This is a genomic window from Vogesella sp. XCS3, assembly GCF_020616155.1.
Taxonomy (GTDB): Bacteria; Pseudomonadota; Gammaproteobacteria; order Burkholderiales; family Chromobacteriaceae; genus Vogesella.
On record NZ_CP085530.1, the window covers coordinates 1,148,196 to 1,174,545 of the forward strand.

Here is a 26,350-nt window from a genome sequence, read left to right on the forward strand (position 1 = left end):
ATGCGCTGCTTTTGTTATGGGGCGGCGATTATAGGCAAGGAATTTTGACAATTGCATGGCAAGCAGCATTTTTCTGCCATGCGCTTGGCAAAAATAAAACACCTGTATGAATCGGCAGTTGCCAGCAAGAGCAGCCCAAGGATAAGCAGTGCACGGTGACATAGCGGTGCTAGTAAACGATTGTTTAAATTACACCGGTCTTTTTTTATATAAAAACCTATACATAGATCAAGGAATCGCACTGCACACCCTTGTCTAGCCTTGGCTGGCTGCATAGACTGGCGTCTGCCTTATCCCTATACAAAACACCGCATGACCCGCCTGCGCTCACCCTGTTTCGCCCGCTCTGCCTGGCTGCTGGCCGCCAGCCTACTGGCCGCCCCCGCCTTGGCGCAGACACACCGGGCTTGTACCCAGCTGATAGCGTCGGGCAACCCGGAGTACCCGCCGTTTTTGTGGGTAGGTCACGACGATGAAAGAACCCTGCAAGGGGCAAACGCCGAACTGATGCAGCTGCTGTCGCGCGAGATAGGTATCCCTATCGTGATGCGCAACGCCGGGCCGTGGGCGCGTGTGCAGGAAGCCGCCAAGGCAGGCCGTATCGACCTGATTGCCGGCGCGTTTTACACCCTGCCACGCCGCCTGTACATGAGCTATATCCAGACGCCGTTTTACCAGACGCGCAGCGCGGTATGGACGCGCGAGAACAAGGCGCTGTCTTACACCAAATGGGCAGACCTGGTTGGCCGCAATGGCATTACCGTAGTGAATAACAGCTTTGGCGAAGAATTTGACCGCTTTGCCGAGCAGCGCCTGACCATGCAAACCGTGGGCAGCGTGGAAAACGCCATGCGGATGCTGAGCATGGGCCGGGCCGACTACCTGATCTACGAAGAAGCCCCCGGCCAGGCCTACGCCAACAAACTGGGCATACGCAATATCCGCGTGGCCAGCACGCCAGTGAGCCGCGAGCCGCTATACCTGACGCTCACCCACCAGTCGCCCTGCTTTTCGCCCCAGCTATACGACAAGCTGAACAAGGCCATGAAAAAGCTGGTAGACAGGGCTTTGTTGCACAAATCAGTGCTTACGTCCGTCCGGTAGAATGACCGCATGAGCAAGCCCCTTCCTCCCAAGTACCAAACCATCAACTGGCAGTCATACAACCAGTCCCTCAAGCAACGAGGGCAGCTCCTTCTCTGGCTCGACAAAGGCATGAACTGGTTGGCACCGGCTACCGGCAGGCGGGGACGGCAGCTAACTTTTTCTGATGCTGCCATCCAGTTCTGTCTCACCATCAAATGCCTCTTTGGCCTGGCGCTACGGCAAGCCACAGGTATGGTCGAAAGTATGTTGCGCCTGGCTGGCCTTGACTGGGCCGTCCCCGACTTCAGCACGCTTTCCCGCCGCCAGAAAGACCTGCAAGTCCGCATCCCGGTACAGAAAAAGCAAGGTTGTCTGCATCTCTTGGTGGATAGCACCGGCATCAAGATGATGGGTGAAGGCGAGTGGAAGGTGAAAAAGCATGGCGCTGATTACCGCCGCCAATGGCGCAAGCTGCATCTGGGCATAGATGCGCAAACGCTGGAAATCCGGGCAATGGAAGTGACCGACAATCGCACTGGAGATGCCACGATGCTGCCAGAGCTGCTATCGCAAATTCCGGCGGGAGAGGGACTGGTAACCGTCACCACGGATGGGGCGTACGACACACGCCTATGTTACGCAGCGATTGCAGAGCGTGGGGCGGCAGCCATCATTCCCCCACGTCGAAATGGCCAATTCTGGAAAGGGAATTTACGGGGCAATCAGGCTCGCAATGAGTCGCTACGAGCGGTGAAGTATCTGGGGCGCGCGCTCTGGAAAAAGTGGAGTGGCTACCATCGCCGCAGCTTGGTCGAAACGAAGATGCACTGTTTCAAATTGCTGGCAGATCGGGTTAAGTCACGGGACTTTGACCGGCAAGTAGCGGAGCTTCAAATCTGTGCAGCGATTCTGAATCGCTTCACAGCACTGGGCACGCCGCAAACGGTCCGTATGGGATAAATCCGTCTGGGGATTGGGGTAGTTCGACCTACGGCTGATTTGTGCAACAAAGCCTTTCCGGGATCAGAGCAACGTGTAGGTGCAGCGCCGGCAGCCGTGACGATGAACTCCCCCTTCTAGATGGCCAACACGATCATGCCGAGCTTCGGGGTGATGCTGCGATCTAGAGTGTCGCTGCATGGTGACGCTCCAAGCTCATGCTGTAACCGCGCACTCGTACCATGAAGGTCGCAAAGCAACGCCACCAAGTCGAGCTTGGCTTCCAGATAGTCGTCGGCCGGCGGCGGGAAACCGGCCGGCACGCGGCTACAGAACAGGGGCAGCAACAGCTGCGGCTGGCGGACGGATACGGGATGGGGATCATGACGGCACTCCTTGCTGTGGATTTGATTATGTACAAATTCAAATCGATAGCCAAGGGGTGAAGGTGGTGGTATCGAAGCAGTCGCGGGATGGGCAAAAGAGCAGATTTAGCCAGCAACGAATCAGAAGACTGACCATGCTTCAGCTCTTGCACCACTAAAGCCAGGCACTAGCGTTTGATGTAGGCAATTACGCAACACCCGGTAAACCGTGCATTTAGGGCCGGGGTATCAAAAAAAATTGGGGGTATCGGTGGGGGTATCGTTGCCGAAACCCCTACCAAACCCCCAAGATGTCAAATCATTAAGATACTGATTTTATTAAGCTTTAACGGTGTCAGCTACGTCCTGATAATCTTTGATCTGGTCAAAGTTCATGTAACGGTACACCTCGGCGCTCTTCTCGTTGATGATGCCGATGTTGGCATGGTATTCCGCCACGGTCGGGATCTTGCCCAGCTTGGAGCAGATCGCGGCCAGTTCGGCGGAGCCCAGGAACACGTTGGTGTTCTTGCCCAAGCGGTTCGGGAAGTTACGGGTGGAGGTGGACATCACGGTGGCGCCTTCGCGTACTTGTGCCTGGTTACCCATGCACAGGCTGCAACCAGGCATTTCGGTGCGGGCACCGGCCATGCCGAATACGCCGTAGTGGCCTTCGTTGGTGAGCTGTTCGGCGTCCATCTTGGTTGGCGGGGCCAGCCACAGTTTTACCGGCAGGTCGCGCTTGCCTTCCAGCAGCTTGGAAGCTGCACGGAAGTGACCGATGTTGGTCATGCAGGAGCCGATGAACACTTCGTCGATCTGGGTACCGGCCACTTCGGACATGAACTTCACGTCGTCCGGGTCGTTCGGGCAGGCCACGATCGGCTCTTTCACGTCGGCCAGGTCGATTTCGATTACGGCGGCGTATTCGGCATCAGCGTCCGGCTGCAGCAGCTCGCCGTTGGCGATCCACTCTTCCATTTTGCTGATGCGGCGCGCCAGGGTACGGGCATCGGCGTAACCTTCGGCGATCATGTACTTCATCAGGGTGATGTTGGAGTTCATGTACTCGACGATAGGCGCTTTGTTCAGACGCACGGTGCAACCGGCGGCGGAACGCTCGGCGGACGCGTCGGACAGCTCGAACGCTTGCTCGACTTTCAGGTCTGGCAGGCCTTCGATTTCCAGCACTTTGCCGGAGAAGATGTTTTTCTTGCCGGCTTTGGCGACGGTCAGCAGGCCTTGCTTGATGGCGTACAGCGGGATGGCGTTAACCAGGTCACGCAGGGTCACGCCTGGCTGCAGTTCGCCCTTGAAGCGCACCAGTACCGATTCCGGCATGTCCAGCGGCATGACGCCGGTGGCAGCAGCAAAAGCTACCAGGCCGGAACCAGCCGGGAAGGAAATACCGATCGGGAAGCGGGTGTGGGAGTCACCACCGGTACCCACGGTATCCGGCAGCAGCAGGCGGTTCAGCCAGCTGTGGATCACGCCATCGCCCGGGCGCAGTGCGACGCCGCCACGGGTGGAGATGAAGGCCGGCAGCTCTTTGTGCATTTTCACGTCTACCGGTTTCGGGTAGGCAGCGGTGTGGCAGAACGATTGCATCACCAGATCGGCAGAGAAGCCCAGGCAAGCCAGGTCTTTCAGCTCGTCGCGGGTCATCGGGCCGGTGGTATCTTGCGAACCCACTGTGGTCATGCGTGGTTCACAGTAAGTGCCTGGACGTACGCCCTGGCCTTCCGGCAGGCCACAGGCGCGGCCAACCATTTTCTGCGCCAGCGAGAAGCCTTTGCCGCTATCTACCGGGTCTTTCGGCAGGCGGAATTCGGTGGAAGCTGGCAGGCCCAGCGCTTCGCGGGCTTTGGCGGTGAGGCCACGGCCGATAATCAGGTTGATACGGCCACCGGCGCGTACTTCGTCCAGCAGCACATCGGATTTCAGGCTGAATTTTTCGACCAGCTGGCCGTCTTTCTCGATCTTGCCTTCGTACGGGTAGATGTCGATTACATCGCCCATTTCCAGCTTGGATACGTCTACTTCGATAGGCAGGGAGCCGGAGTCTTCCTGGGTATTAAAGAAGATCGGGGCGATTTTGCCGCCCAGGGTTACGCCGCCAAAGCGCTTGTTCGGTACAAAAGGGATGTCCTGGCCGGTAGCCCATACCACCGAGTTGGTAGCGGATTTACGCGAGGAGCCGGTACCTACCACGTCGCCTACATAGGCTACGAGGTTGCCTTTTTTCTTCAGGTCTTCGATGAACTGCATCGGGCCGCGCTTGCCGTCTTCTTCCGGCTTGAAGGCCGCGTCGGGGCGGGTGTTCTTCAGCATGGCCAGGTAGTGCATCGGGATGTCCGGGCGGCTCCAGGCGTCCGGTGCCGGCGACAGGTCGTCGGTGTTGGTTTCGCCCGGCACCTTGAATACGGTCACGGTGATTTTTTCAGCCACGGCAGGACGGCTGGTGAACCATTCTGCGTCGGCCCAGCTTTGCAGTACGCCCTTGGCGTTGGCATTGCCTTGGTCGGCCAGCTCTTTCACATCATTGAAGAAATCGAATACCAGCAGGGTTTTCTTCAGGCCTTCGGCGGCAATGGCGCCGACTTTTTCGTCGCCCAGCAGGTCGATCATCGGCTTCACGTTGTAGCCGCCCAGCATGGTGCCCAGCAGCTCGGTAGCCAGCTCGCGCGATACCAGAGGCGACGCTACAGTGCCTTCGGCAACGGCGGCCAGGAAAGAAGCTTTTACCTTGGCTGCGTCATCCACGCCTGGTGGTACACGGTGGGTAATCAGCTCTACCAGTGTCTGCTCTTCGCCGGCAGGCGGGTTTTTCAGCAGTTCAACCAGTTCTTCTACCTGTTTGGCAGTCAGCGGCAGTGGCGGGATGCCCAGCGCGGCGCGCTCGGCAACATGTTGGCGGTAAGCTACTAGCATGGCTCGGGACCTTTTTGCTTGGGTTGTTTGCAATCAGCCTGACGGCAGCGGGTGCGGGCTGCCGGCAACCATCCGGGATATTACTACGACTCCCGGCTATGATTCGTGAAGATTACGCGCTTGGCGATACATGCACAAACGAGTAATCGAAACATAGATTGTGAGATAAAATCACAGCCATGAATACTTACCCTCCTCTCAACGGCTTGCGCATTTTCGAAGCTGCGGCAAGGCTGGAAAGCTTCTCATCTGCGGCCAACGAGCTGCACGTCACCCACGGCGCTGTGAGCAAGCAGATCAAGCAGCTGGAAGAATGGCTGGGCGTGCAGCTATTCGAGCGCAGCGGCGGGCGCGTGAAACTCACCGACACCGGCTGGCGCTACCTGGTACAGGTGCAGGACGGGCTGGACCTGATCGCCAACGCCACCAGCCAGCTGCTGCAGCCCGACCGCCAGCGGCGGCTATCGATCAACTCCACCCCCACGTTTGCGCTGTTCTGGCTATTGCCACGGCTGCAGGGTTTCCGGGAGCGGTTTCCGGATATCGACCTGCACCTGGTGACATCCGACCGCGATATCAGCCGGCTGGACACACCGTTTGACATCGCCATCCGCCGCGGCCCGGGCGACTGGCCGGGCCATCTGGCCAAGCCGTTTCTGGAGGAATGGGAGCTGCCACTGTGCAGCCCGGCCTTGCTGGCCCGCCAGGGGATACAGCAGCCAGCCGACCTGGCGCACCACACCCTGCTCTACGCCGACACGCGGCCAACCCAGTGGCAGCGCTGGTTTACGCTAGCCGGCGTGCCGGAACTGAAACCGGCTAGCAGCCTGCATTTTGACCGCTTCTCGCTGGCGCTACAGGCCGCCATGGATGGGCTGGGCGTGGTATTGGGGCCGTTGCCGATGGCGCAACAGGCGCTGGATAGCGGCAAGCTGGTCGCACCACTGCAACAGCCAGTGGTGCCAGTGCGCGACTATTGCTGGATCGCGCCACGCGCCGCGGTGGACGATGTGGCCATTCATGCTTTTTGTCATTGGCTGGAAGAAACTGCAGCAAACGAGCAACGCAATTCAGGCAAAACCCACAAGTCAGACTTATAGAAATAAGGTTTTCAGCAGATGGGTTAGACCTAAAGCGGCCTAGTGTCTATGCTTGCAAGAAAGCAAAACAGGAAAACAGCATGTTTGATCTGCAAAACCTGATGGTCTGCCTGATCGAGCCTTCCCGCACCCAAAGGCTCATCATCCAGAATCACCTGCGGGAAATGGGTATAGAGAATATCGATCTGCTGGAAACCGGCACGCAAGGCCTGGAGCGCATGCGCGAGCTGCCGCGCCCGGATATCACCATCAGCGCCATGTATCTGCCCGATATGACTGGTGCCGAGCTGGTGGTCACCATGCGGGCAGATGGTGAAATCCGCGACATGCCCTATGTGCTGATCTCCAGCGAGACCCGCGCCCAGCAGCTGGATGCCATTCGCCAGGCGGGGGCGCTGGCCATTTTGCCCAAGCCGTTTACCACCCTCCAGCTTGACCGCGCGCTGTGCTCGGCGCTGGACTACCTGAATACCGAAGAAACCCGCGCCGAGCTGGAGCATTACGACCTGGACACCAAGCGTGTTCTGCTGGTGGACGATAGCAGCACCTCGCGCCATTACCTGCGCACCGTGCTGGAGCGCATGGGTTTTGACCAGATCGAAGAAGCGGCCAACGGCATGTCGGCCATACCGCTACTGCAGGAAACCCAGTTCGACCTGATTATTACCGACTACAACATGCCGGAAATGGACGGCCGCGCGCTGATCGAATACGTCCGCACGCTCAGCCCGCAAATGTCGGTACCTATCCTGATGGTCTCCGGCGAGCAGGACGAAACCCGGCTGGCAGCGGTAGAAGAGGCTGGCGTGTCGGCCATCTGTGACAAGCCGTTCGAGATCAGTACGCTGCGCAGCCTGATCGTGCAGTTTCTGTAGTAAGCGGCTGCCCGCCGACATGAAAAAACCGCAGGCCACAGCGCTGCGGTTTTTTCATGCCTGCCGTGCTTATGCGGGGCGCGGCGCTACCCACACCAGACGTTCGCCAGCCTTGCCCGCCTGCGTGCGCCAATAGCCGGCTTTCAGCGCGCCATCCAGTGGCGACAGACCCGCCCGCTGCGCCAGCAACACCTCTTGCACCCCCGCCTTCAGTAGCGCAGCACGCACACGCTGCTTGTCGCGCGCACTGCCGTTATGTAGCAGCTGTGCATCATCCGCCGACGGGGCCGGTTGCCATTGCGCAGCCAGGGTTAGCTGCGGCTGGGCCAGCATGGCTAGCCCGGCAAACAGCCTCTCCAGCCAGGGCTTCCAGCTCGCCAGCGCAGGCGAGTCCGGTACCTGTACCGAGCCCGGGTAGGCCACACCCAATGTCAGCGCCGCCTCCATGCGCTGGTAACAGGGCACGCCCGCAGGCGCAAAGTCTGGCATCAGCAGCAAGATATCCAGCCGCTGCGCTACGGCATCGTGCGTGACATACGCGGCCGCACTGCCCGCCTCGCCCGGCAAGCTCAACAAAAACGTCCCTGCGGGCAAGGGCAAGACCGCCGGCAGTGCCGCCAGCGGGCGGGTGTGCTGCAATGCCTGCGCCAGCTCCGGAGCAAACGTCATGGCACGACGGCCGTCACGCACAAACAGGCCATACGCCTCGGCCAGCACAAATTCGGTTTCACGCTGGGTGTCATTGATGGTGTACACCCCGGCAAGCTGCGCCAGCTCGCGCTGTACCACTTGCGCCGCCTGGGCGCAGGCGTCCTCACGGCTGGCCTGCTGGCTAAACAGCTGCGCCACACGCTTGGCCCAAGGGCGCGATGCCTGGTAACGGGCACTGTGCAAATCGTTCACCACCCCTATCCCTTCGCAAAAAAGGCGGGATTGTACCGCAAACCCACGGCCACTCCATCATGCCCGCGGCACATCCATGCGCCCCATTGCCATGCCAATGGGCTTAACGTAAGCTAGCCAGACGCTTTTGCTTGCTAGCAAGCTCTGCGTGGGTGCTGCGGGTGCGCCTTGTCGCCCGCGACCTTCCCTTGTTGCAATATCTACTTTACGGGCCGGCTTTTGCTGGCCCGCTTTTTTTGCCGCGCGACACCACCGGTGCTGCTGCGCTAGCATCACGGCAAGCTAGCCAAGGGGGAAACATGTCACCACAAACAGGATTCATCGGCCTGGGCCTGATGGGCCAACCCATGTGCCAACGCCTGCTCGGCGCCGGTGTACCGCTACACATATGGAACCGCAGCACGGACAAAACGGCTGCATTGCAGGCTGCCGGTGCCAGCGTGGCGCCCAGCATTGCTGCGCTGGTAGCGCGCTGCGACATCATCATGCTGTGCGTATCGGACACCGCCGCAGTAGACAGTGTGGTGTTTGGCGCAGGCGGCATTGCCGAGCACGGCCATGCCGGGCAGCTGCTGGTGGACTTTTCCAGCATCGCACCCGATGCCACCCGCCAGTTTGCCCAAAGGTTGGCCGCACGCTGCGGCATGCGCTGGGTGGACGCGCCGGTTTCCGGCGGCGTCAAAGGCGCCGACAGCGGCCAGCTGGTGATCATGGCCGGCGGCGATGCCAGCGACATCGACACCTTGCGCCCGCTGCTGGCGCACCTGAGCCAGCGCGTCACCCGTATGGGCGACGTGGGCGCCGGGCAGGTCACCAAAGTGTGCAATCAGCTGATCGTTGCCAGCACTGCCGCCCTGATTGCCGAAACCGTGCAGCTGGCCGAAGCGGCGGGAGTCGATGCCAGTCTGCTGGCTCCGGCACTGGCCGGCGGCTTTGCCGACTCGCTGCCGTTCCAGATCCTGGCCCCGCGCATGGCCGCCCGCCAGTTTGCACCGGTACAGTGGAAAGCCGCCACGCTACTGAAAGACCTGAACAACGCCACCGCACTGGGGCATGCCACGCAGCGCCCGCTGCCCATGGCCAGCCAGGCGCAAGCGCTGCTGCACGCCCACTGCCAGGCCGGCCACGACCAGCACGACCTTAGCAGCCTGCTGCTGCACTACCTGCCACAGGAGTAAACCATGCCACGCTTTGCGGCCAACCTGTCGCTACTGTTTACCGAATACCCGCTGCCACAGCGCTTTGCCCAAGCCGCTGCGGCCGGCTTTGGTGCGGTAGAGATCCAGTTCCCCTACGACCACCCAGCCGACGTGCTGGCCAGCGCAGCCAGTGCGGCCGGCACGCCGGTGATTCTGATCAATGTTCCCGCAGGCGACCTGATGAGCGGCGGCCCGGGCCTGGCCAGCCACCCCGACCGCCGCGACGACTTTGCCGCCGCGCTGCCGCAGGCCCTGCACTACGCGCAGACCCTGGGTGTACCGCTGCTGAATATCCTGCCCGGCAGGTTGGCCGCAGGGCATAGCCGCCAGGCCTGCCTGGCCACACTGGCGGCCAACCTGCAACTGGCCGCCGATTTCTTTGCCCCGCACGGCCTGCACCTGTGCTGCGAAGCCATCAACGACCTGGATATGCCCGGCTTTTTACTGCGCACACCAGACGAAGTCGCCCAGCTGCTGGCAGACATACCGCAAGCTGGCATCGGGCTGCAAATCGATATTTACCACGCCGCACGCATGAATCTGGATATTCCGGCCCTGCTGGCGCGCCATCTGCCGCAAACCGCGCATATCCAGTTTGCCGACTACCCGGGCCGTGGCGAACCCGGCAGCGGCACCCTCCCCCTGCCTGATTATTTTGATTTTATTGAAAAAAATGGCTATACCGGCTGGCTGGGCGCTGAATATCGGCCAACAGCAACAAGTGCAGACACCTTGGGCTGGCTAGCGCGCTGCTAATGGCTTTTTTTTGCATACAATTCGGATGGCTTTTTAAAAATCAGTCACTTGCATAGCCTGTACTTTAAAAAGCCTTGCACAATCGAATTATTTTCATTAGAATGCGCCCTTCTCGAAATTGCTGGCGGTAACACCCGCGCCGCTGGCCTCTACGATTTCATCGCATCTGACCCTATTTGGCTTCGTTTCCGCCTCGTCCTTTCAGGACTGCTGTTCGCCGCTTGTCAGGTTGGTTCGATGACCTGTAACCCCGAGCGGGCTCACAACCGGCGCATCACGCCGGACTGAAAGGATTCACCATGCAGAAGTTCTCCGACCTGGGGCTGGCCCCCGCTATTGCCAAAGCACTGGAAAAAGCCGGCTACGACACGCCGACCCCAGTACAAGGCGAAGCCGTGCCTGCCGCCATCGCTGGTCGCGACCTGCTTGTTTCGGCACAAACCGGTAGCGGCAAGACCGCTGCCTTCCTGCTGCCAGCACTGACCCGCGTCAGCGAGCGCTCCAAAGGCGCCGGCAACGGCCCGCGCGTTCTGGTACTGACCCCTACCCGCGAGCTGGCTCAGCAGGTAGAAAAGAACGCCCTGGTTTACGGCGAAGAGCTGCGCTGGCTGCGTACCGTTACCCTGGTGGGTGGCGCATCGTTCGGCTTCCAGACCCGCGCCCTGTCGCGCCCGGTTGACATCATCGTGGCCACCCCTGGCCGCCTGATGGACCACATGCGCTCCGGCCGTATCGATTTCTCGCGCCTGGAAATGCTGATTCTGGACGAAGCCGACCGCATGCTGGACATGGGCTTCATCGAAGACATCGAAACCATCGTGGCCGCCACCCCTAGCGAACGCCAGACCCTGCTGTTCTCCGCTACCCTGGACGGTATCGTAGGCAAAATGGCAGAGCGCATGACCCGCGACCCGCAGCGCATCGAGATCGAGCGCAAAGAGGAAAGCGGCAATATCGAAGAGCACCTGCTGTACGCAGATGACAACAATCACAAACAGCGCCTGCTGGATGCGATCCTGAAAGAAGCCAACTTTGACCAGGCCGTCGTGTTTACCGCGACCAAAATCGGCTCCGAAGAAATCGCCGACAAGCTGTCCGACATGGGCTACAGCGCTGCTTGCCTGCACGGCGACATGCCGCAAAGCTGGCGTAACCGCACCCTGAACGACCTGCGTCGTGGCCGCATCAAGATCCTGGTGGCTACCGACGTGGCCGCTCGCGGTATCGACGTACCGGGCATTGGCCTGGTAGTGAACTACGACCTGCCAAAACAGGCCGAAGATTACGTACACCGTATTGGCCGTACCGGCCGTGCCGGCCGTAGCGGCGTAGCGATCACCATCGCCGAATCGCGCGAGTTCCACCGCGTGCGTCGTATCGAGCAGTACCTGAAGCGCCAGCTGACCGAAGCTGTCATCCAGGGCCTGGAGCCGACCCGTCGCCCACCAAAAGGCCGCCCGGCCGGCAAAGGTGGCCCGCGTCGCAGCAACGGCGGTGGCTACGGTGACCGTAAACCAGGTGGCGGCTACGGCGGCAACCGCGGTGGCTACGGCGACCGCAACCGCAGCAGCAGCGGCCCACGCCAAGGTGGCAGCGGCGACCGTCGCCCACGCAGCGAATAAGCTTGCGGTAGCAGCAAAGAAAAAACCCAGCCTGGTGCTGGGTTTTTTCATTTGTTCATACACTGCAAACGCCAGGCAAAACAAAGCCACCCACAGTAGAGCCGGGGTGGCTAGTCATATCAGCGCCACCATAGGCAGCCATGGCGACAATCAGGCTGGCAGATACGGCAACACCGACCATAGCACCAGCACGGCGAACAGCGCTGCCACAACGTCATCCAGCATCACGCCAAAACCGCCGTGCACACGGGCATCCAGCCAGCGTATCGGCCATGGCTTGACGATGTCAAACACGCGAAACACCAGCAGTGCGGCCAACCACGCCACGGGCGTCGCGGGCACCGCCGCCAGCACCAGCAGCATGGCCACGATTTCGTCCCACACGATATGGCCGCTATCGGCCACCCCCAGCGCACGACCCGTCACGCCGCACACCCACACCCCCAGCACAAACAGCGGCAACGCCAGCCAGGCCAGCATCACACCCTGCGCACCAGCCAGATGCAGACCCGCCGCCAGCGGCAAGGCCGCGATACTGCCCCAGGTACCCGGCGCCGGCGTAATCAGCCCGCTACCAAAGCCCAGCGCCAGAAAATGTGCCGGGTGGCGCAGCAAAAAGCGCACATCCGGCTTAGGCAAAGTGGTCATACCCCAACCTTTCCAGTGCTACCACCTGCCCATCCGCAGCCAGCAGGTGCAAACCCTCATCCGCTACGATGCGGCCAACCTTGTGCACCACCACACCAGCCTGCGCAGCAGCGGCCTGCACCGTAGCAGCCTGCGCCGGCGCGGCAGTAAAGCACAACTCGTAATCGTCACCACCAGCCGCAATAGCCGGCAGCCAGCGGCTACGCTCGGCCGCCAGCTGCGGGTGCGTGGGCAAGGCGTCCACCCACACCTGCGCCCCTACACCGGAGCGCGCCAGAATGTGCGACAAGTCCGCCGCAAAGCCGTCGGACACATCCAGCGCGGCGTGCGCCACGCCCAGCAAGGCGCGACCCAGCGCCACGCGCGGCTGCGGGCGCTCCAGCTTGCGCAGACAATCGGCAGGCAGCACCTCGCCGCTAGCGGACAGCCGCTGCTGCAAGGCTGCGGCGGCCAAACCTAGTTGGCCGGACACCCAGATATCGTCGCCGACTTGCGCGGCGTCACGGCGCAGCGCCTGGCCGTGCGGCGTTTCGCCAAAGATGGTCACCGACAGCGTTAATGGGCCACGCGTGGTATCACCACCCACCACACTCACACCATGCTCGGCGGCCAGGGCAAAAAAGCCGCGCGCAAACGCCGCCGCCCAGGCCTCGTCCAGCCGCGGCAAGGCCAGCGCCAGCGTCACCCAGCGCGGGGTGGCGCCCATGGCAGCCATATCGGACAGATTCACCGCCAGCGCCTTATGCCCCAGCGCCTCTGGGCAAACATCGGTAAAAAAATGGCGCCCCTCTACCAGCATGTCGGTAGAGACGTGCAAGTCACAACCCGTGGTTGGCCGCACAATGGCGGCATCGTCCCCCACGCCCAGCACCGCATTGGGTGCCGCACGGGTAAAGTGCCGCCGTATCAGATCGAATTCGGTCATCCCGTTACCATCACATTCGGCCACAAACCTGTCTGCGGCCAACCTTTGAACACCCGCCCCGCCATCCGGCCGCCCGGATAAGCCGCAGGCGCATCCGGGGAACAAAAGCCCATCCGGCAAACACACCAACAATAAAAAAGCCCGGCAAGACCGGGCTCTGGCAGTACAGCCTGCAGGCTGCAGCAATATCAGTCTGCCTGGCGGCGGCTACGGATCGCTTTGACTTCGTCGGCGCGCACGTCGGCAGCCAGCTTGTCCAGTACGCCGTTAACGAATTTGTGGCCGTCGGTGCCGCCAAAGGTTTTGGCGATTTCGATAGCTTCGTTGATGATGACCGGGCACGGGGTTTGCGGGTGCGAAATCAGCTCGAAAGCCGCCATCAGCATGATGGCACGCTCTACCGGGCTTACTTCGGCGGCGTCACGCTCGTAGTAAGGCACCAGGTATTTGGACAGGTCGGCAGCATCGCGCAGCACGCCAAACAGGATTTCGCGGAACAGGGCTTCGTCAGCCTTCACGAAGTAGTCGTTTTCGCGCAGGTGCTTTTCAATCAGCGATGCCGGGCGGTCGGCATTCAGCTGCCACTCGTAAATACCCTGTACGGCATACTCACGGGCGCGGCGGCGGGCGGTTTTCATTACAGCTTTCCTTGTATCTAAAGAGCAGGCGCGGCAGCTTAGCCGCGCAGGGTCTTGTGCAGATTGACCATTTCTACAGCCACCTGGGCGGCTTCACGGCCTTTTACCGACATGCGGACTTCGGCCTGCTCGTCGTTTTCGGTGGTGAGAATGGCGTTGGCAATCGGGATGCCGGCGTCCAGACCCACGCGGGTGATACCCGCGCCGGACTCGTTGGACACCAGCTCAAAGTGATAGGTCTCGCCGCGGATGACCGCGCCCAGCGCAATCAGCGCATCAAAGCGGCCTGTCTTGGCCATGGTCTGCAGCACCAGCGGGGCTTCCAGCGCGCCCGGCACGGTGGCCAGGGTCACGTCGGCGGGCGCCACGCCCAGTGCTTGCAGCTCGGCCAGGCAGGCATCACGCAGACCATGACAAACCAGCTCGTTAAAGCGGCACATTACCACGCCAATCTTCAGACCTTTGCCGGAAAGATCAGGGGTAATACGGTTTACTTGGTCCAGCATGCGGTTCTCCTCGCGGCGACAGCCAAATCTAGAAAGGGGCGTATTTTAATCCAAATCCACGTGCACGTGTTCAGGTTGCGCAAAGCCGGTGACCTCCAGCCCGAAACCGGTCATGGATGGCAGGCTGACCGGCGACGCCATCAGCTTCATTTTGCCCACGCCCAGCGCGCGCAGCATTTGCGCGCCAATGCCGAAGGTCTTGCTGTCCCAGCGCTGGCGCGGGCCTTTTTCCGCCTGCTCGGGCAGCGCGCGCCCCAGGATGTCGGCGCCGGATTCGGGGCGATGCAGCAGGATCACCACGCCGCAGCCGCGCTCGCTGATTTCTTCCAGCGCGTTCGGGATGGTCCAGCTGTGCTTGCCGGACAGCGGGTCCAGCAGGTCCATCACCGAGAGCGGCTCGTGCACGCGCACCAGCGTTTCCTTGTCGGCGCGGGGTTGGCCGCATACCAGCGCCAGGTGGGTAGCGCGGGTCAGTACGTCCTGGAACACATGCAACTGGAAGGCACCAAACGGCGTTTCGGCCAGGCGCTGCCCCACCTGCTCGACAAAGCACTCGGTACGGCTGCGGTAGTGGATGAGGTCGGCAATGGTGCCCACCTTCAGATTGTGCTCGCGGGCAAACTCCAGCAGCTCCGGCAGGCGCGCCATGGTGCCGTCGTCGTTCATGATCTCGCAGATCACCGAGGCCGGCTCCAGCCCGGCCAGGCGCGACAGGTCGCAGCCGGCTTCGGTATGGCCGGCACGCACCAGCACGCCGCCCTTTTGCGCTTTCAGCGGGAACACGTGGCCAGGCTGCACGATGTCGGTGGGGCGGGCGTCGCGCGCCACCGCCACCAACGTGGTGTGGGCGCGGTCGGCGGCGGAAATGCCGGTGGTCACACCCTCGGCCGCCTCGATGGACACGGTAAAGTTGGTGCCAAAGCTGGTGCCGTTATTGGTGGCCATCATCGGCAGATTCAGCTGCTTGCAGCGCTCTTCGGTGAGGGTAAGACAAATCAGGCCGCGGCCGTACTTGGCCATGAAGTTGATGGCTTCCGGGGTAACGTGCTCGGCGGCCATCACCAGGTCGCCTTCGTTTTCGCGGTCTTCCGCGTCCATCAACACCACCATTTTGCCGGCCTTGATGTCGGCAATGATTTCCTGGATAGGGGCAATGCTCATTGTGTCGTCCTTCCCGCACGCCTGCGGCGCGCCTGGCTGCTATGGAGCATGGCGTCGCGCGCCATGCAGGAGTAATTCATGTATAGATGGGGCTACCCGGCCGGCAATCAAGCGCCGCGTGCGGCCAACACGCGCTCTACGGTGTCGACTATGGCCTGGGTTTGCGGGTCGATCTCGATATTCACCACGTCGCCCACCTGGCGCACGCCCAGCAGCGTGCGCTGCAGCGTTTCCGGGATCAGGTTCACGCAGAAGCCGTCGTCACGCACATCGCCAATGGTCAGACTGCAGCCGTCTACACCGATATAGCCCTTGATCAGCACGTACTTCATCAGCTCGCGCGGCAGCGCAAACCACAGCGTGCGGTTGTCCGGGCTGCTGATAATGTCGCTGACGGTAGCGGTGCTGATGATGTGGCCGGACATGCTGTGGCCGCCGATATCGTCGCCAAAGCGCGCCGCGCGCTCCACGTTGACCGCGTCGCCGGCTTGCAGGCAGCCCAGGTTGGTCAGGCGCAGCGTTTCGGCGATCAGGTCAAAACTCACCACGTCGCCTTCGATGGCGGTCACGGTGAGGCAGCAGCCGTTGTGCGCCACCGAGGCACCGATCTGCAGGCCCGGCAGCAGCGCCGCCGGCAGGCGTACCTTGTGGGTACGAAACTGGTTTTTTTCTTCCACCGCCACCACGGTGGCCATGCCCTGCACGATACCGGTAAACATTCTGCTGGCTCCGCAAACATCCGAAAACACGATTGTACCGTGTTGCACTGCAAATACGAGGCGATACGCGGCAAAAGGTTGGCCGCACTGCCCGCTGCGGCTTCTATGAAACGGCCAGAATGCAGTACAATCGCCTGTTTTTCCGAATCTTTACCAGACGAGCATCCATGTCCGCCGAACTGACCCGTATTGCCGAAGAAGTTGCGCAGCGCCGCACCTTCGCCATCATCTCCCACCCTGACGCCGGTAAAACCACGCTTACCGAAAAGCTGCTGCTGTTTTCGGGCGCCATCCAGATGGCAGGCACGGTAAAGGGCAAGAAGGGCGGCAAGTTTGCCACTTCCGACTGGATGGAAATCGAGAAACAGCGCGGCATTTCGGTGGCCTCGTCGGTGATGCAGTTCGACTACCGCGACCACACGGTAAACCTGCTGGACACCCCGGGCCACCAGGACTTCTCGGAAGATACCTACCGCGTACTGACCGCCGTGGATAGCGCACTGATGGTGATCGACGCGGCCAAGGGCGTGGAAGAGCAAACCATCAAGCTGCTGAACGTCTGCCGCCTGCGCAACACCCCTATCGTGACCTTCATGAACAAGTACGACCGTGAAGTGCGCGATAGCCTGGAGCTGCTGGACGAGGTGGAAAACGTGCTGAAGATCCGCTGCGCGCCCATCACCTGGCCTATCGGTATGGGCAAGGCGTTCCGCGGCGTGTACAGCCTGCTGTCTGACGAAGTCATCCTGTTTGAAGCCGGCAGCGAAAAGCTGATTACCGATATCGAGGTCATCAAGGGCATCGACAACCCGCGCCTGGACGAGCTGTTCCCGCTGGAAATGGAACAGCTGCGTATGGAGATCGAGCTGGTACAAGGCGCCTCCAACGAGTGGAACCTGGAAGAATTTCTGGCCGGCGAGCTGACCCCGGTGTTCTTTGGCTCGGCCATCAACAACTTCGGCATCCGCGAGATCCTTGACGCACTGATCAACTGGGCGCCGGCCCCGCAGCTGCGCGACGCCACCGTGCGCGACGTGGCGCCGACCGAAGGCAAGTTCTCCGGCTTTGTGTTCAAGATCCAGGCCAATATGGACCCGAAACACCGTGACCGTATCGCCTTCCTGCGCGTGTGCTCCGGCCGTTTCGAGCGCGGCATGAAGATGAAGCACCTGCGCCTGAACCGTGACATCGCCGCCTCGTCGGTGGTGACCTTCATGTCGCATGACCGCGAAATCGTGGAAGAAGCCTTTGCCGGCGACATCATCGGCATCCCCAACCACGGCAATATCCAGATCGGCGACAGCTTCTCCGAAGGCGAAGAGCTGACCTTTACCGGCATCCCGTTCTTTGCGCCGGAAATGTTCCGCAGTGTGCGCATCAAGAACCCGCTCAAGCTCAAGCAGCTGCAAAAAGGCCTGCAACAGCTGGGTGAGGAAGGCGCGGTACAGGTATTCAAGCCGCACAACGGCGGCGACCTGATTCTGGGCGCCGTGGGCGTGCTGCAGTTTGAAGTGGTCGCCAGCCGCCTGGCCGCCGAATACGGCGTGGACGCGGTGTTCGAGTCGTGCAGCATCTGGTCAGCGCGCTGGTTCAGCTGCAACGATCGCAAGAAGCTGGAAGAATTCGGCAACGCGCTGACCATGAACATTGCCACCGACGCCGGCGGCAACCTGGCCTACCTGGCGCCGAACCGCGTGAACCTGGCACTGACACAGGAACGCTGGCCGGACATCGTGTTCCACGAAACCCGTGAGCACGCTGTCAAACTGAACGACTGATGCCGGTCACCCTGCCCATGCCCGCCTGGCTCGCACCCATCCTGCACGATTACGGCGCCGACCTGCTGCGTTCCGCCGTACTGGTGCTGGTATTGCTGCTGGTACACGCCAGCATCGTGCGCGCCATTGCGGCCAACCCGCAGGTGCCGGTAGACACCCGCCGGCGCTGGGCGATCAATGTGCGTAATGCCATGATCGTCATCGGCCTGGCGGGCTTCGTGATTATCTGGGCGCGCGAGCTGCAAACCATCGCGCTATCCATGGTGGCCTTTGCCGCCGCACTGGTGGTGGCCACCAAAGAGCTGCTGATGTGCCTGGGCGGCGGCCTGGTGCGCTCCATCTCCAACAGCTACGAGCTGGGCGACATCATCGAGCTGCAAAACATGCGCGGGCGGGTGCAGGACATCACCATGCTTAGCACCACCATTATCGAGATCGGCCCGCGCCACGACTCGCACCAGCTCACCGGCAAGTCGGTGAGCTTCCCCAACAGCCTGCTGCTGACCCACCCTGTGGTGCGCGAGAACTTTACCGGCGAATACGTGATGCACATCATCACCATCCCGCTGCCCTACCGTATTGCACCGGCCACGGCCGAGCGCCAGCTGCAGGACATTGCCAGCGATGTATGCGCGCCCTGGCTGGCTGACGCGCGCCACCACATGGCCATGCTGGAACACAAACTGATGATGGATACACCATCGGTGGAACCCCGCATTGCCCTGCAGCCCGCATCGGAAAAAGAATACCGCCTGATAGTGCGCATCGCCGTACCGCAGCGCGAACGCCAGCGCGCCGAGCAAGCCATCCTGCGCCGCTTCATGTTTGCCTGCTTCCCGGAAACCGATAACAACAATATTGCCGACGCAGACTAAACCATGCCCAAGACCCGGATCAAAACCTACGACCGTATCGTGCAAGACAGCCTGAAGCTGTTCAACGAGCACGGTGAACGCAATATCACCACCAACCATATCGCGGCGCATCTGGGGATCAGCCCGGGCAACCTGTACTATCACTTCCGCAACAAGGAAGAGATCGTGCACCAGATTTTCCTGAGCTACCGGCGCTTTATCAGCGAACGCCTGGCCGTGCCGGCAGACCGCCAGATGGACGTCACCGACCTGGTGAACTACCTGGAAACCGCGTTCGAGGCCATGTGGCAGTTCCGCTTCATGTTCTACGACCTGCCCGGCCTGATGGCGCGCAACCCGCAGCTGCAGGCCGACTACCACCAGTTTGTGAATGGCGAGCTGCAAACCATTCTGGAAGGCCACTTCCGCGAGTTCATCCGCCTGGGCCTGCTCAAGATGGATCTGGAAGACATCGAGCCGGTATCGGTCAACATCTGGCTGGTGGTGAAGTTCTGGTTCGCCTTCGAGCAAACCGCGCGCCCGAAAGCGCCCATCAACGAAGCGTCCAGCCATCGCGGCGTACGCCAGGTACTGGCCTTGCTGAAGCCTTATGTGCAGGACAACTTCCTGCCCGCCTTCCAGCAACTGCTTGCCCGCCACCTGACAGCAGACTGAACACCCGCCACCCGCCGCTGGCTACCATGCAAAACACCCCGCCTGCCCATGCAGCGCGGGGTGTGGTTTTTCAAGGCTGGCGCATCAAGCCGGTGCGCTGCTGCCGCGTGCCAGCAGCTTGCCTTGCAGCACCACGATACGCGGGCTGCGCCCGGCATCGTCCAGCCGCTCCAGCAGCATGGCCATGGCCGCGCGGCCGATTTCGCCTACCGGCTGTTCGATCACGGTGAGGCCATCGCCCAGCAGCTCGGTCCACACATCGTTGTCAAAGCCGGCCAGCGCCACATCCTGCGGCCAGTGCAGGCCGGCTGACTTCAGCGCCCGTACCGCGCCCAGCATCAGCACGCCATTACTCACCACCAGAGCCCGCGGGCGCTGTGGCGCGGCCAACATGGCTCGCACCGCCTGCTCGGCCGCTTCCACACTGGGCGCCACAAACTGCGCCGGCGCCGGCAGGCCGGCTTGCTGCATGGCCTCGGCAAAGCCGGCGTGGCGCTCCATGCCGGTGCTGCTGGTATTGCCGAACACACCGGCAATGTCGCGGTAGCCCTGCGCCAGCAGGTGCTCCACCAGCGCGGCGGCAGCGCGGCGGTTGTCCAGCACCACCGCATCGGTGGTCACATCACGGCTGGCACGGTCGATCATTACCACCGGAAAACCCAGCGCCGCCGGGTCCAGGTTGGCCACGGTCTGGCGCGTGGGGGCAAAGATCACGCCGGTGACGCGCTCTTCCTGCATCAGGCGCAGGTACATGGCTTCTTTGTCCGGGTTTTCGTCGGTATTGCACAGAATCACCCGCATGCCGTTGCGGTAGGCCTCGTCTTCCACCGCGCGGCTGACGGCGGTAAAGAACGGGTTACGGATGTCCGACACAATCAGGCCGATGGTGTCGGTGTGTTGCGAACGCAGGCGCCGCGCCGCCAGGTTGGGGCGGTAATCCAGCTGCCGCATGGCTTCTTCCACGCGCTTGCGTACCTTGTCGCTGACCGGGCCATTACACAGCACCCGCGAAACGGTGGACGGAGACACCCCCGCCGCTTCTGCCACATCCTTGATCTTTGCCACTTGCATGCTCCGGAATCGATTTCATGCGGCCAACCTTGGGCTGGCGCAACGTTGTGGTGAAATGGTACCACCAAAGCTGACACAAATATTGACACAAAAATTGGGATCGATTTCAATTGCACCACACAGCAACACACAAATATTCCGGAGACAGCACCCCATGTCCACTCAGATCATCCGCGCAGAGCTGGTTCAACTTGGCGCTCAGGCGCAGGAAAAAACCAGTGCAATCAAGGCTGCAGGCCAATTGCTGGCCAAGGCTGGCCGTATCGACCCAGCCTATATCGACAGCCTGCTGCGCCGCGAAACCGTTGCCAACACTTTTCTTGGCCACGGCGTTGCCATTCCGCACGGCATGATCGAAGACCGCCACCTGATCCGCGAAACCGGCATTGCCATCCTGCAGGTACCGGAAGGCGTGGAATGGAACCCGGGCCAGCGCGTGCACCTGGTCATTGCCATTGCCGCCCAGTCCGATGAACACATCGCCCTGCTGCGCCGCCTTACCCGCCTGCTGCAGGACGAAAGCCGCCTGGCGCAGCTGTTTAGCACCCGCAACCCGCAAGACCTGATCGCCGCGCTGGACGATAGCGCCGCGGCACCGGCAGCGCCTGCCGCACCGGCCACCGACCTGGCCCACAGCGCCAGCTGGCAGCTGAACTACCCCAACGGCCTGCACGCCCGCCCGGCACGCGCCTGGAGCGAGCAAGCACGCCGCTTTGCCGCCACCGTACAGGTACGCAACGGCAATGAAGTGGCCGACGCCAAGAACATGATCAGCCTGCTGCAACTGGGCGCCGAGCACGGCCACACGCTGCAGCTGTCTACCGACGGCCCGGACGCCGAGGCCGCGCTACAGGCCATGCTGGCCATCGCCAACCAGCTCACCACGCAAGAAGTGGCCGACGCCCAGGCCGCGGCCAAAGCTGCCGCCAAGGCCAGCCGCCAGCAGTGGCAGCCGGTCAGCAAATTGCTGGCGCTACGCGGCATCAGCGCCAGCCCCGGCCTGGTCATCGGTCAGGCCCGTGTGCTGAAAGCGCAACAGATCGAGGTGCCGGACGTGCCTGCCACGCTGGGTTACGACGGTGACCTGCTGGAAACCGCCCTCACCACCACCCGCAGCGAGCTGCAAGCCCTGGCCGACGACACCACCCGCCGCCTGGGTAAAACCGAAGGCGGCATCTTCCTGGCCCAGGCCGAGCTGCTGTCCGATACCGACCTCATCACCCTGACCTGCCAGCTGATGGTAGAAGGCCACGGCGTGGCCTGGGCCTGGCACGAAGCGGTACAACGCATGGCAGACCGCCTGGCCGCGCTGGGCAACCCGCTGCTGGCCGCCCGCGCCGCCGACCTGCGCGACGCTGGCCGCCGCGTACTGGCCAAACTGGCACCGGACCTGGCGCTGGACGCCGGCAAAGGTGCGCAGCGGGATAACGAAGTACTGATCGCCGCCGACCTGGCGCCGTCCGACACCGCCACGCTAAACCCCAAGCAGACGCTGGCGCTGATTACCGCCCAGGGCGGCCCCACCTCGCACACCGCCATCCTGGCCCGCACGCTGGACCTGCCGGCGGTGGTAGCGGCCGGCAATGCCGTGCTGGACATCCAGGACGGCACCACGCTGATCGTGGACGGCGACAGCGGCACCGTGTACCTGAACGCCAGCGATGACGACCTGGCCAGCGCCCGCCAGTGGCAGCAGGCCCAGCGCGACAAGCTGCTGCAAGCCACCCGCGAAGCCCAGCAACCGGCACGCACCCGCGACGGCCAGCAGGTAGAAGTAGCGGCCAACGTCAACCGTCCGGAACAAGTCGCCGCCGCGCTGCAAGCCGGCGCCGAAGGCGTGGGCCTGATGCGCACCGAGTTCCTGTTCCTGGAGCGCGACAGCGCGCCGGACGAGGAAGAGCAATACCAGACCTACCGCGCCATGCTGGCTGCACTGGAAGGCCGCCCGCTGGTGATCCGCACGCTGGATATCGGCGGCGACAAACAAGTGCCCTACCTGAACCTGCCGCACGAAGAAAACCCCTTCCTCGGCGTGCGCGGCGTACGCCTGCTGCTGCGCCGTCCGGACCTGATGCTGCCGCAACTGCGCGCGCTGTACCGCGCCGCCGCCCACGGCCCGCTGTCCATCATGTTCCCGATGGTGAGCACACTGGCCGAAGTAAAACTGCTGCGCGCCCAGTGCGAGCAGGTACGCGCCGAACTGAACGCGCCGGTGGTGCCGCTGGGCATCATGGTGGAAGTGCCGGCCGCCGCCACCATGGCCGACCGCCTGGCCGAACACGTGGACTTCTTCTCGGTCGGCACCAACGACCTCACCCAGTACGTACTGGCCATCGACCGTCAGCACCCGGAGCTGGCCGCCGAAGCCGACAGCCTGCACCCGGCGGTGCTGCGCCTGATCGCGCAAACCGTGGCCGGCGCCCGCGCCCACGGCCGCTGGGTAGGCGTGTGCGGCGGCATGGCTGGCGACCCGCTGGGCGCCGCTATCCTCACCGGCTTGGGCGTGTCCGAGCTGTCGATGAGCCCGCGTGACATCCCGGCCGCCAAAGCCAGCATCCGCGCCGCCGACCTGGCCGCCCTGCAAGCGCTGGCCCAGGCCGCGCTGGGTTGCGACAGCGCCGCCGAAGTGCGCGCGCTGCAGGGAGCACAGGCATGAGCCAGCCCGTCATCACCCTGACGCTGAACCCGGCGCTGGACCAGACCGTCACCGTGCCGCTGCTGCGCACCGGCGCAGTCAACCTGGCCAGCGAGGTACACGTCAACGCCGGTGGCAAGGGCGTGAACGTGGCCAGCTGCCTGGCCGACTGGGGCATACCGGTAGTGGCCAGCGGCCTGCTGGGCCGCGACAACACCACGCCGTTCGAAGACCTGTTTGCCGACAAGGGCATCCGCGACGCCTTTATCCGCGTGGGCGGCAGCACGCGCACCAATATCAAGCTGGTGGACGCCAGCTCGCTGGACACCACCGACATCAATCTGCCGGGCATCCAGCCCAGCACCGGTGCGCTAGCCAAGCTGCAGCTGCTGCTGGATGAGCACATCGAACAGAACAGCCTGGCCGTACTGGCCGGCAGCCTGCCTGCCGGCGTAGACGACGGCTGCTGGGCGCAGTACGCCCGCCAGCTGCGCCAGCTGGGCGCGCGCGTGGTGCTGGATACCAGCGGCCCGGCGCTGCAACAGGCGCTGGCTCTGCCGCCGGACGCGCTGCCGTGGCTGATCAAGCCCAACCAGCACGAGCTGGAACAATACCTGGGCCAGCCGCTACCCGACCTGGCCGCTACCACAGCCGCCGCCCGCCAGCTGCAGCAACGCGGTATCGCCGTGGTCGTGGTGTCGCTGGGCAGCGCCGGCGCGCTGCTGTGCTGCGATCAGGGCTGCTGGCTGGCCGAACCGCTGCAGCTGGATAGCCTGAAAAGCACGGTAGGTGCCGGCGATGCGCTGGTGGCCGGGCTCGTGGCTGCCCTGCACGCTACCGCCCCTGGCCAGACACCGGCGTGGCCGGAAGTGCTACGCCTGGGCATGGCCTTTGCCGCCGCCAAGCTGGCGCACATCGGCCCGCACCTGCCCGACACCAGCGAAGTGGCGCGTCTGCGGGCGCGCATTCAGGTAAAACCCCTGACCCCATAACAACAGCGCCGCGCAGCGGCACCGGATGCACGACCAGAAAAGCCCGCACAGCGGCACATAGAGGAGATTCACCATGTCAAACGTACTGGCCATCATTGCCTGCCCGCAGCGGCTGGCTCAGGGGCAGCTGGCCGCCGAGGCCCTGCGCAAGGCCGCGCAGCAAGCCGGCCACCAGATCGCTATCGAAATCCGCCACGCACAAAGCGTGCAGGGCCGCCTGGACGAAGCCCAGCTGGCCGCTGCCGATGCGGTTATCGTGATTGCCGAAGGCGATGCCGATACCGGCCGCCTGCATGGCCGCGCCAGCCATGCGGCCAACCTGGACGCTGTGCTGGCCAATGCCGGCGGCGTGATTGCCGCCGCACTGGGCACGGCTTCCACCGTAGCTAGCGGTAGCAAGCTGCGCATCGTGGCCATCACCTCTTGCCCCACCGGCATTGCCCATACCTTTATGGCAGCCGAGGGCCTGAGCCAGGCTGCGGCCAACCTGGGCCACGACATCAAGGTAGAAACCCAGGGCTCGGTCGGCTCGCAAAACACCCTGAGCGCAGCGGACATCGCCGCCGCAGACCTGGTGATCATCGCTGCCGATACCCAGGTGAACCTGGACCGTTTCACCGGCAAGCGCCTGTACAGCAGCGGCACCAAGGCTGCCATCAACGACGGTATCGCCCTGGTAAAACGCGCGCAGTCCGACGCCCGCCCGCACCAGGCAGCCGGTGGCGACGCCCAGCCGCAGGCGGCGGCCGCCAACCCTGACAGCAAAAACAGCGAGCGTAGCGCCGCCTACAAACACCTGATGACCGGCGTGTCCTTCATGCTGCCATTCGTGGTCACCGGCGGCCTGCTGATTGCGCTGGGCTTTGCGCTGGGCGGCATCTATGTGTACGAAGACGCCTTCAAGGGCACGCTGGGCTGGACGCTGTTCAATATCGGCGCCAAGGCCTCGTTTGCGCTGATGGTGCCGGTACTGGCCGGCTACATCGCCTACTCCATCGCCGACCGCCCCGGCATTGCCCCCGGCATGGCCGGCGGCATGATTGCAGGCTCCATCGGCTCCGGTTTTCTGGGTGGCATCGTGGCGGGCTTCATTGCCGGTTACGCGGTGAAATACCTGAACGAGAAAATCCAGCTGGGTCGCAACTTTGACGGCCTGAAACCGGTACTGATCCTGCCGCTGCTGGGCACCACCATCGTCGGCTTGCTGATGTACTACGTGCTGGGGCAACCGGTAGCGGCGGCACTGGGCGTAGTCACCGACTGGCTCAAAGGCCTGCAAGGCTCCAGCGCACTGGCACTGGGCATGATCCTGGGCGGCATGATGGCCTTCGATATGGGCGGCCCGATCAACAAAGCCGCCTACACCTTCGCCACCGGCCTCCTGGCCAGCCAGGTGTACGCACCGATGGCCGCCGTGATGGCCGCCGGCATGACCCCGCCGCTGGGCATTGCGCTAGCTGCGCTGCTGTTCAAGAACCGCTTTAGCGCCGACGAGCGCGAAGGTGCCAAGGCTGCCGGCGTGCTGGGCATCTCCTTCATTACCGAAGGTGCCATCCCGTTTGCCGCCAAAGACCCGCTGCGTGTGATCCCGGCGCTGGTGGCAGGCTCGGCGCTGGCCGGTGCCATCTCGATGGCCGCTGGTTGCGAGCTGCGCGTGCCGCATGGTGGTGTGTTCGTGCTGCCTATCCCCAATGCCGTGACCAATTTGGGTATGTACCTGGTCGCGCTGGTAGCAGGTACCGTGCTGACCGCCGTGGCACTTGGCCTGGTGAAAAAGCCGGCCAACTAGGCCCAGACGTTTTCTCTCCCTGGATCTGCCAGGATTTTGCGACCAGCCACTGGACCCGGCTGGTCTTTTTTTGCCTGTTACACAGCACCCAGCGCTTGTCTGATCAAGGTTAAAGTGCGCTCGCGCCACCAAATGCTAGGATGCTGGCATCTTTACATTGCAGCGCCCTTGGCGTACTAACTT

At 62.6% G+C, this 26,350-nt stretch carries 23 protein-coding genes; 14 read left to right on the forward strand and 9 right to left on the reverse strand.

Annotated elements, in window-relative coordinates; all coding sequences use genetic code 11:
• Positions 1 to 312 precede the first annotated feature (312 nt).
• The 3 genes from LCH97_RS05425 (at position 313) to LCH97_RS05435 (ending at position 2,471) form a co-directional block, all read left to right on the forward strand.
• A complete protein-coding gene (locus LCH97_RS05425; RefSeq protein WP_227303883.1) occupies positions 313 to 1,104 on the forward strand; it encodes an ABC transporter substrate-binding protein in 792 nt (263 codons plus the stop codon).
• A gap of 9 nt (positions 1,105 to 1,113) precedes the next feature.
• Positions 1,114 to 2,046 carry an IS5 family transposase gene (locus LCH97_RS05430; RefSeq protein WP_227301451.1) on the forward strand — a complete coding sequence of 311 codons (933 nt, stop codon included), beginning with the start codon at positions 1,114 to 1,116 and terminating at the stop codon, positions 2,044 to 2,046.
• A gap of 221 nt (positions 2,047 to 2,267) precedes the next feature.
• The gene (locus LCH97_RS05435) at positions 2,268 to 2,471 is read left to right on the forward strand and encodes a hypothetical protein (protein ID WP_227303885.1); all 204 of its coding nucleotides are present in this window, start codon (positions 2,268 to 2,270) and stop codon (positions 2,469 to 2,471) included.
• Between the two features lie 258 nt (positions 2,472 to 2,729).
• Here LCH97_RS05435 and acnB read toward each other — a convergent pair whose 3' ends face one another.
• Positions 2,730 to 5,321 carry a bifunctional aconitate hydratase 2/2-methylisocitrate dehydratase gene (acnB, locus tag LCH97_RS05440; protein ID WP_227303887.1) on the reverse strand — a complete coding sequence of 864 codons (2,592 nt, stop codon included), beginning with the start codon at positions 5,319 to 5,321 and terminating at the stop codon, positions 2,730 to 2,732.
• Positions 5,322 to 5,500: 179 nt separating this feature from the next.
• On the opposite strand from acnB, the gene gcvA reads away from it, so the two are divergent.
• Together gcvA and LCH97_RS05450 are read left to right on the forward strand one after the other, a co-directional pair.
• Positions 5,501 to 6,421, forward strand: coding sequence for a transcriptional regulator GcvA (gcvA, locus tag LCH97_RS05445; protein ID WP_227303889.1), 921 nt, complete (start codon positions 5,501 to 5,503; stop codon positions 6,419 to 6,421).
• Between the two features lie 80 nt (positions 6,422 to 6,501).
• Positions 6,502 to 7,296 (forward strand): response regulator, encoded by a 795-nt coding sequence (locus tag LCH97_RS05450; RefSeq protein WP_227303892.1) that lies wholly within the window; start codon positions 6,502 to 6,504, stop codon positions 7,294 to 7,296.
• 69 nt (positions 7,297 to 7,365) lie between these two features.
• Here the strand turns inward: LCH97_RS05450 and LCH97_RS05455 are convergent, their stop codons facing one another.
• Positions 7,366 to 8,199, reverse strand: coding sequence for a hypothetical protein (locus LCH97_RS05455; protein ID WP_227303894.1), 834 nt, complete (start codon positions 8,197 to 8,199; stop codon positions 7,366 to 7,368).
• Positions 8,200 to 8,498: 299 nt separating this feature from the next.
• On the opposite strand from LCH97_RS05455, the gene LCH97_RS05460 reads away from it, so the two are divergent.
• The 3 genes from LCH97_RS05460 (at position 8,499) to LCH97_RS05470 (ending at position 11,776) form a co-directional block, all read left to right on the forward strand.
• Entirely contained in the window at positions 8,499 to 9,377 is an 879-nt protein-coding gene (locus LCH97_RS05460; RefSeq protein WP_227303896.1) for an NAD(P)-dependent oxidoreductase, read from the forward strand.
• 3 nt (positions 9,378 to 9,380) lie between these two features.
• Complete coding sequence (locus LCH97_RS05465; protein ID WP_227303898.1) at positions 9,381 to 10,154, forward strand: hydroxypyruvate isomerase family protein; 774 nt, start codon at positions 9,381 to 9,383, stop codon at positions 10,152 to 10,154.
• Positions 10,155 to 10,453: 299 nt separating this feature from the next.
• Positions 10,454 to 11,776, forward strand: a complete 1,323-nt coding sequence (locus LCH97_RS05470) for a DEAD/DEAH box helicase (protein ID WP_017509774.1) — start codon at positions 10,454 to 10,456, stop codon at positions 11,774 to 11,776.
• 150 nt (positions 11,777 to 11,926) lie between these two features.
• Here the strand turns inward: LCH97_RS05470 and LCH97_RS05475 are convergent, their stop codons facing one another.
• The 6 genes from LCH97_RS05475 to LCH97_RS05500 all read right to left on the reverse strand — a co-directional run bounded on the left by LCH97_RS05475 (position 11,927) and on the right by LCH97_RS05500 (position 16,373).
• Entirely contained in the window at positions 11,927 to 12,424 is a 498-nt protein-coding gene (locus tag LCH97_RS05475; protein ID WP_227303900.1) for a phosphatidylglycerophosphatase A, read from the reverse strand.
• On the reverse strand, positions 12,408 to 13,349 hold the full coding sequence (thiL, locus tag LCH97_RS05480) for a thiamine-phosphate kinase (protein WP_227303901.1): 942 nt from the start codon (positions 13,347 to 13,349) through the stop codon (positions 12,408 to 12,410). Before thiL ends, LCH97_RS05475 begins: the two co-directional genes overlap by 17 nt.
• A 188-nt stretch (positions 13,350 to 13,537) precedes the next feature.
• Positions 13,538 to 13,987, reverse strand: a complete 450-nt coding sequence (nusB, locus tag LCH97_RS05485; RefSeq protein WP_017509401.1) for a transcription antitermination factor NusB — start codon at positions 13,985 to 13,987, stop codon at positions 13,538 to 13,540.
• Between the two features lie 38 nt (positions 13,988 to 14,025).
• Positions 14,026 to 14,493 carry a 6,7-dimethyl-8-ribityllumazine synthase gene (gene ribH, locus LCH97_RS05490; protein WP_017509400.1) on the reverse strand — a complete coding sequence of 156 codons (468 nt, stop codon included), beginning with the start codon at positions 14,491 to 14,493 and terminating at the stop codon, positions 14,026 to 14,028.
• Between the two features lie 45 nt (positions 14,494 to 14,538).
• Complete coding sequence (gene ribBA, locus LCH97_RS05495; protein ID WP_227303903.1) at positions 14,539 to 15,654, reverse strand: bifunctional 3,4-dihydroxy-2-butanone-4-phosphate synthase/GTP cyclohydrolase II; 1,116 nt, start codon at positions 15,652 to 15,654, stop codon at positions 14,539 to 14,541.
• Positions 15,655 to 15,761: 107 nt separating this feature from the next.
• A complete protein-coding gene (locus LCH97_RS05500; protein ID WP_227303905.1) occupies positions 15,762 to 16,373 on the reverse strand; it encodes a riboflavin synthase subunit alpha in 612 nt (203 codons plus the stop codon).
• 167 nt (positions 16,374 to 16,540) lie between these two features.
• On the opposite strand from LCH97_RS05500, the gene LCH97_RS05505 reads away from it, so the two are divergent.
• From LCH97_RS05505 to LCH97_RS05515, 3 genes are read left to right on the forward strand one after another with little or no spacing between them, the layout of a single operon-like run.
• Positions 16,541 to 18,151: a peptide chain release factor 3 gene (locus tag LCH97_RS05505; protein WP_017509397.1), complete on the forward strand. Its 1,611-nt coding sequence runs from the start codon at positions 16,541 to 16,543 to the stop codon at positions 18,149 to 18,151.
• Positions 18,151 to 19,026, forward strand: coding sequence for a mechanosensitive ion channel domain-containing protein (locus LCH97_RS05510; RefSeq protein WP_227303907.1), 876 nt, complete (start codon positions 18,151 to 18,153; stop codon positions 19,024 to 19,026). The genes LCH97_RS05505 and LCH97_RS05510 overlap by 1 nt, the downstream gene beginning before the upstream one ends.
• A gap of 3 nt (positions 19,027 to 19,029) precedes the next feature.
• Complete coding sequence (locus LCH97_RS05515; protein WP_227303908.1) at positions 19,030 to 19,680, forward strand: TetR/AcrR family transcriptional regulator; 651 nt, start codon at positions 19,030 to 19,032, stop codon at positions 19,678 to 19,680.
• Between the two features lie 84 nt (positions 19,681 to 19,764).
• Here LCH97_RS05515 and LCH97_RS05520 read toward each other — a convergent pair whose 3' ends face one another.
• Positions 19,765 to 20,745: a LacI family DNA-binding transcriptional regulator gene (locus LCH97_RS05520; RefSeq protein ID WP_227303910.1), complete on the reverse strand. Its 981-nt coding sequence runs from the start codon at positions 20,743 to 20,745 to the stop codon at positions 19,765 to 19,767.
• A gap of 160 nt (positions 20,746 to 20,905) precedes the next feature.
• On the opposite strand from LCH97_RS05520, the gene ptsP reads away from it, so the two are divergent.
• The 3 genes from ptsP to LCH97_RS05535 all read left to right on the forward strand — a co-directional run bounded on the left by ptsP (position 20,906) and on the right by LCH97_RS05535 (position 26,167).
• Complete coding sequence (gene ptsP, locus LCH97_RS05525; protein ID WP_227303912.1) at positions 20,906 to 23,407, forward strand: phosphoenolpyruvate--protein phosphotransferase; 2,502 nt, start codon at positions 20,906 to 20,908, stop codon at positions 23,405 to 23,407.
• Positions 23,404 to 24,378, forward strand: a complete 975-nt coding sequence (gene pfkB / locus LCH97_RS05530) for a 1-phosphofructokinase (protein WP_227303914.1) — start codon at positions 23,404 to 23,406, stop codon at positions 24,376 to 24,378. The genes ptsP and pfkB overlap by 4 nt, the downstream gene beginning before the upstream one ends.
• Before the next feature lie 73 nt (positions 24,379 to 24,451).
• Positions 24,452 to 26,167: a PTS fructose transporter subunit IIC gene (locus LCH97_RS05535; RefSeq protein ID WP_227303916.1), complete on the forward strand. Its 1,716-nt coding sequence runs from the start codon at positions 24,452 to 24,454 to the stop codon at positions 26,165 to 26,167.
• The last annotated feature ends 183 nt before the right edge of the window (positions 26,168 to 26,350 follow it).

Excerpts from the sequence above, each read along its gene's own strand:
- LCH97_RS05465 (WP_227303898.1), top strand. The coding sequence starts at position 9,381 with ATGCCACGCTTTGCGGCCAACCTGTCGCTACTGTTTACCGAATACCCG.
- ptsP (WP_227303912.1), top strand. The coding sequence starts at position 20,906 with ATGTCCACTCAGATCATCCGCGCAGAGCTGGTTCAACTTGGCGCTCAG.
- gcvA (WP_227303889.1), top strand. The coding sequence starts at position 5,501 with ATGAATACTTACCCTCCTCTCAACGGCTTGCGCATTTTCGAAGCTGCG.
- ribH (WP_017509400.1), bottom strand. The coding sequence starts at position 14,493 with ATGCTGGACCAAGTAAACCGTATTACCCCTGATCTTTCCGGCAAAGGT.
- thiL (WP_227303901.1), bottom strand. The coding sequence starts at position 13,349 with ATGACCGAATTCGATCTGATACGGCGGCACTTTACCCGTGCGGCACCC.
- LCH97_RS05535 (WP_227303916.1), top strand. The coding sequence starts at position 24,452 with ATGTCAAACGTACTGGCCATCATTGCCTGCCCGCAGCGGCTGGCTCAG.
- LCH97_RS05475 (WP_227303900.1), bottom strand. The coding sequence starts at position 12,424 with ATGACCACTTTGCCTAAGCCGGATGTGCGCTTTTTGCTGCGCCACCCG.
- LCH97_RS05435 (WP_227303885.1), top strand. The coding sequence starts at position 2,268 with ATGAAGGTCGCAAAGCAACGCCACCAAGTCGAGCTTGGCTTCCAGATA.
- LCH97_RS05460 (WP_227303896.1), top strand. The coding sequence starts at position 8,499 with ATGTCACCACAAACAGGATTCATCGGCCTGGGCCTGATGGGCCAACCC.
- ribBA (WP_227303903.1), bottom strand. The coding sequence starts at position 15,654 with ATGAGCATTGCCCCTATCCAGGAAATCATTGCCGACATCAAGGCCGGC.
- LCH97_RS05500 (WP_227303905.1), bottom strand. The coding sequence starts at position 16,373 with ATGTTTACCGGTATCGTGCAGGGCATGGCCACCGTGGTGGCGGTGGAA.
- LCH97_RS05425 (WP_227303883.1), top strand. The coding sequence starts at position 313 with ATGACCCGCCTGCGCTCACCCTGTTTCGCCCGCTCTGCCTGGCTGCTG.
- pfkB (WP_227303914.1), top strand. The coding sequence starts at position 23,404 with ATGAGCCAGCCCGTCATCACCCTGACGCTGAACCCGGCGCTGGACCAG.
- LCH97_RS05505 (WP_017509397.1), top strand. The coding sequence starts at position 16,541 with ATGTCCGCCGAACTGACCCGTATTGCCGAAGAAGTTGCGCAGCGCCGC.
- acnB (WP_227303887.1), bottom strand. The coding sequence starts at position 5,321 with ATGCTAGTAGCTTACCGCCAACATGTTGCCGAGCGCGCCGCGCTGGGC.
- LCH97_RS05510 (WP_227303907.1), top strand. The coding sequence starts at position 18,151 with ATGCCGGTCACCCTGCCCATGCCCGCCTGGCTCGCACCCATCCTGCAC.
- LCH97_RS05450 (WP_227303892.1), top strand. The coding sequence starts at position 6,502 with ATGTTTGATCTGCAAAACCTGATGGTCTGCCTGATCGAGCCTTCCCGC.
- nusB (WP_017509401.1), bottom strand. The coding sequence starts at position 13,987 with ATGAAAACCGCCCGCCGCCGCGCCCGTGAGTATGCCGTACAGGGTATT.
- LCH97_RS05430 (WP_227301451.1), top strand. The coding sequence starts at position 1,114 with ATGAGCAAGCCCCTTCCTCCCAAGTACCAAACCATCAACTGGCAGTCA.
- LCH97_RS05515 (WP_227303908.1), top strand. The coding sequence starts at position 19,030 with ATGCCCAAGACCCGGATCAAAACCTACGACCGTATCGTGCAAGACAGC.
- LCH97_RS05470 (WP_017509774.1), top strand. The coding sequence starts at position 10,454 with ATGCAGAAGTTCTCCGACCTGGGGCTGGCCCCCGCTATTGCCAAAGCA.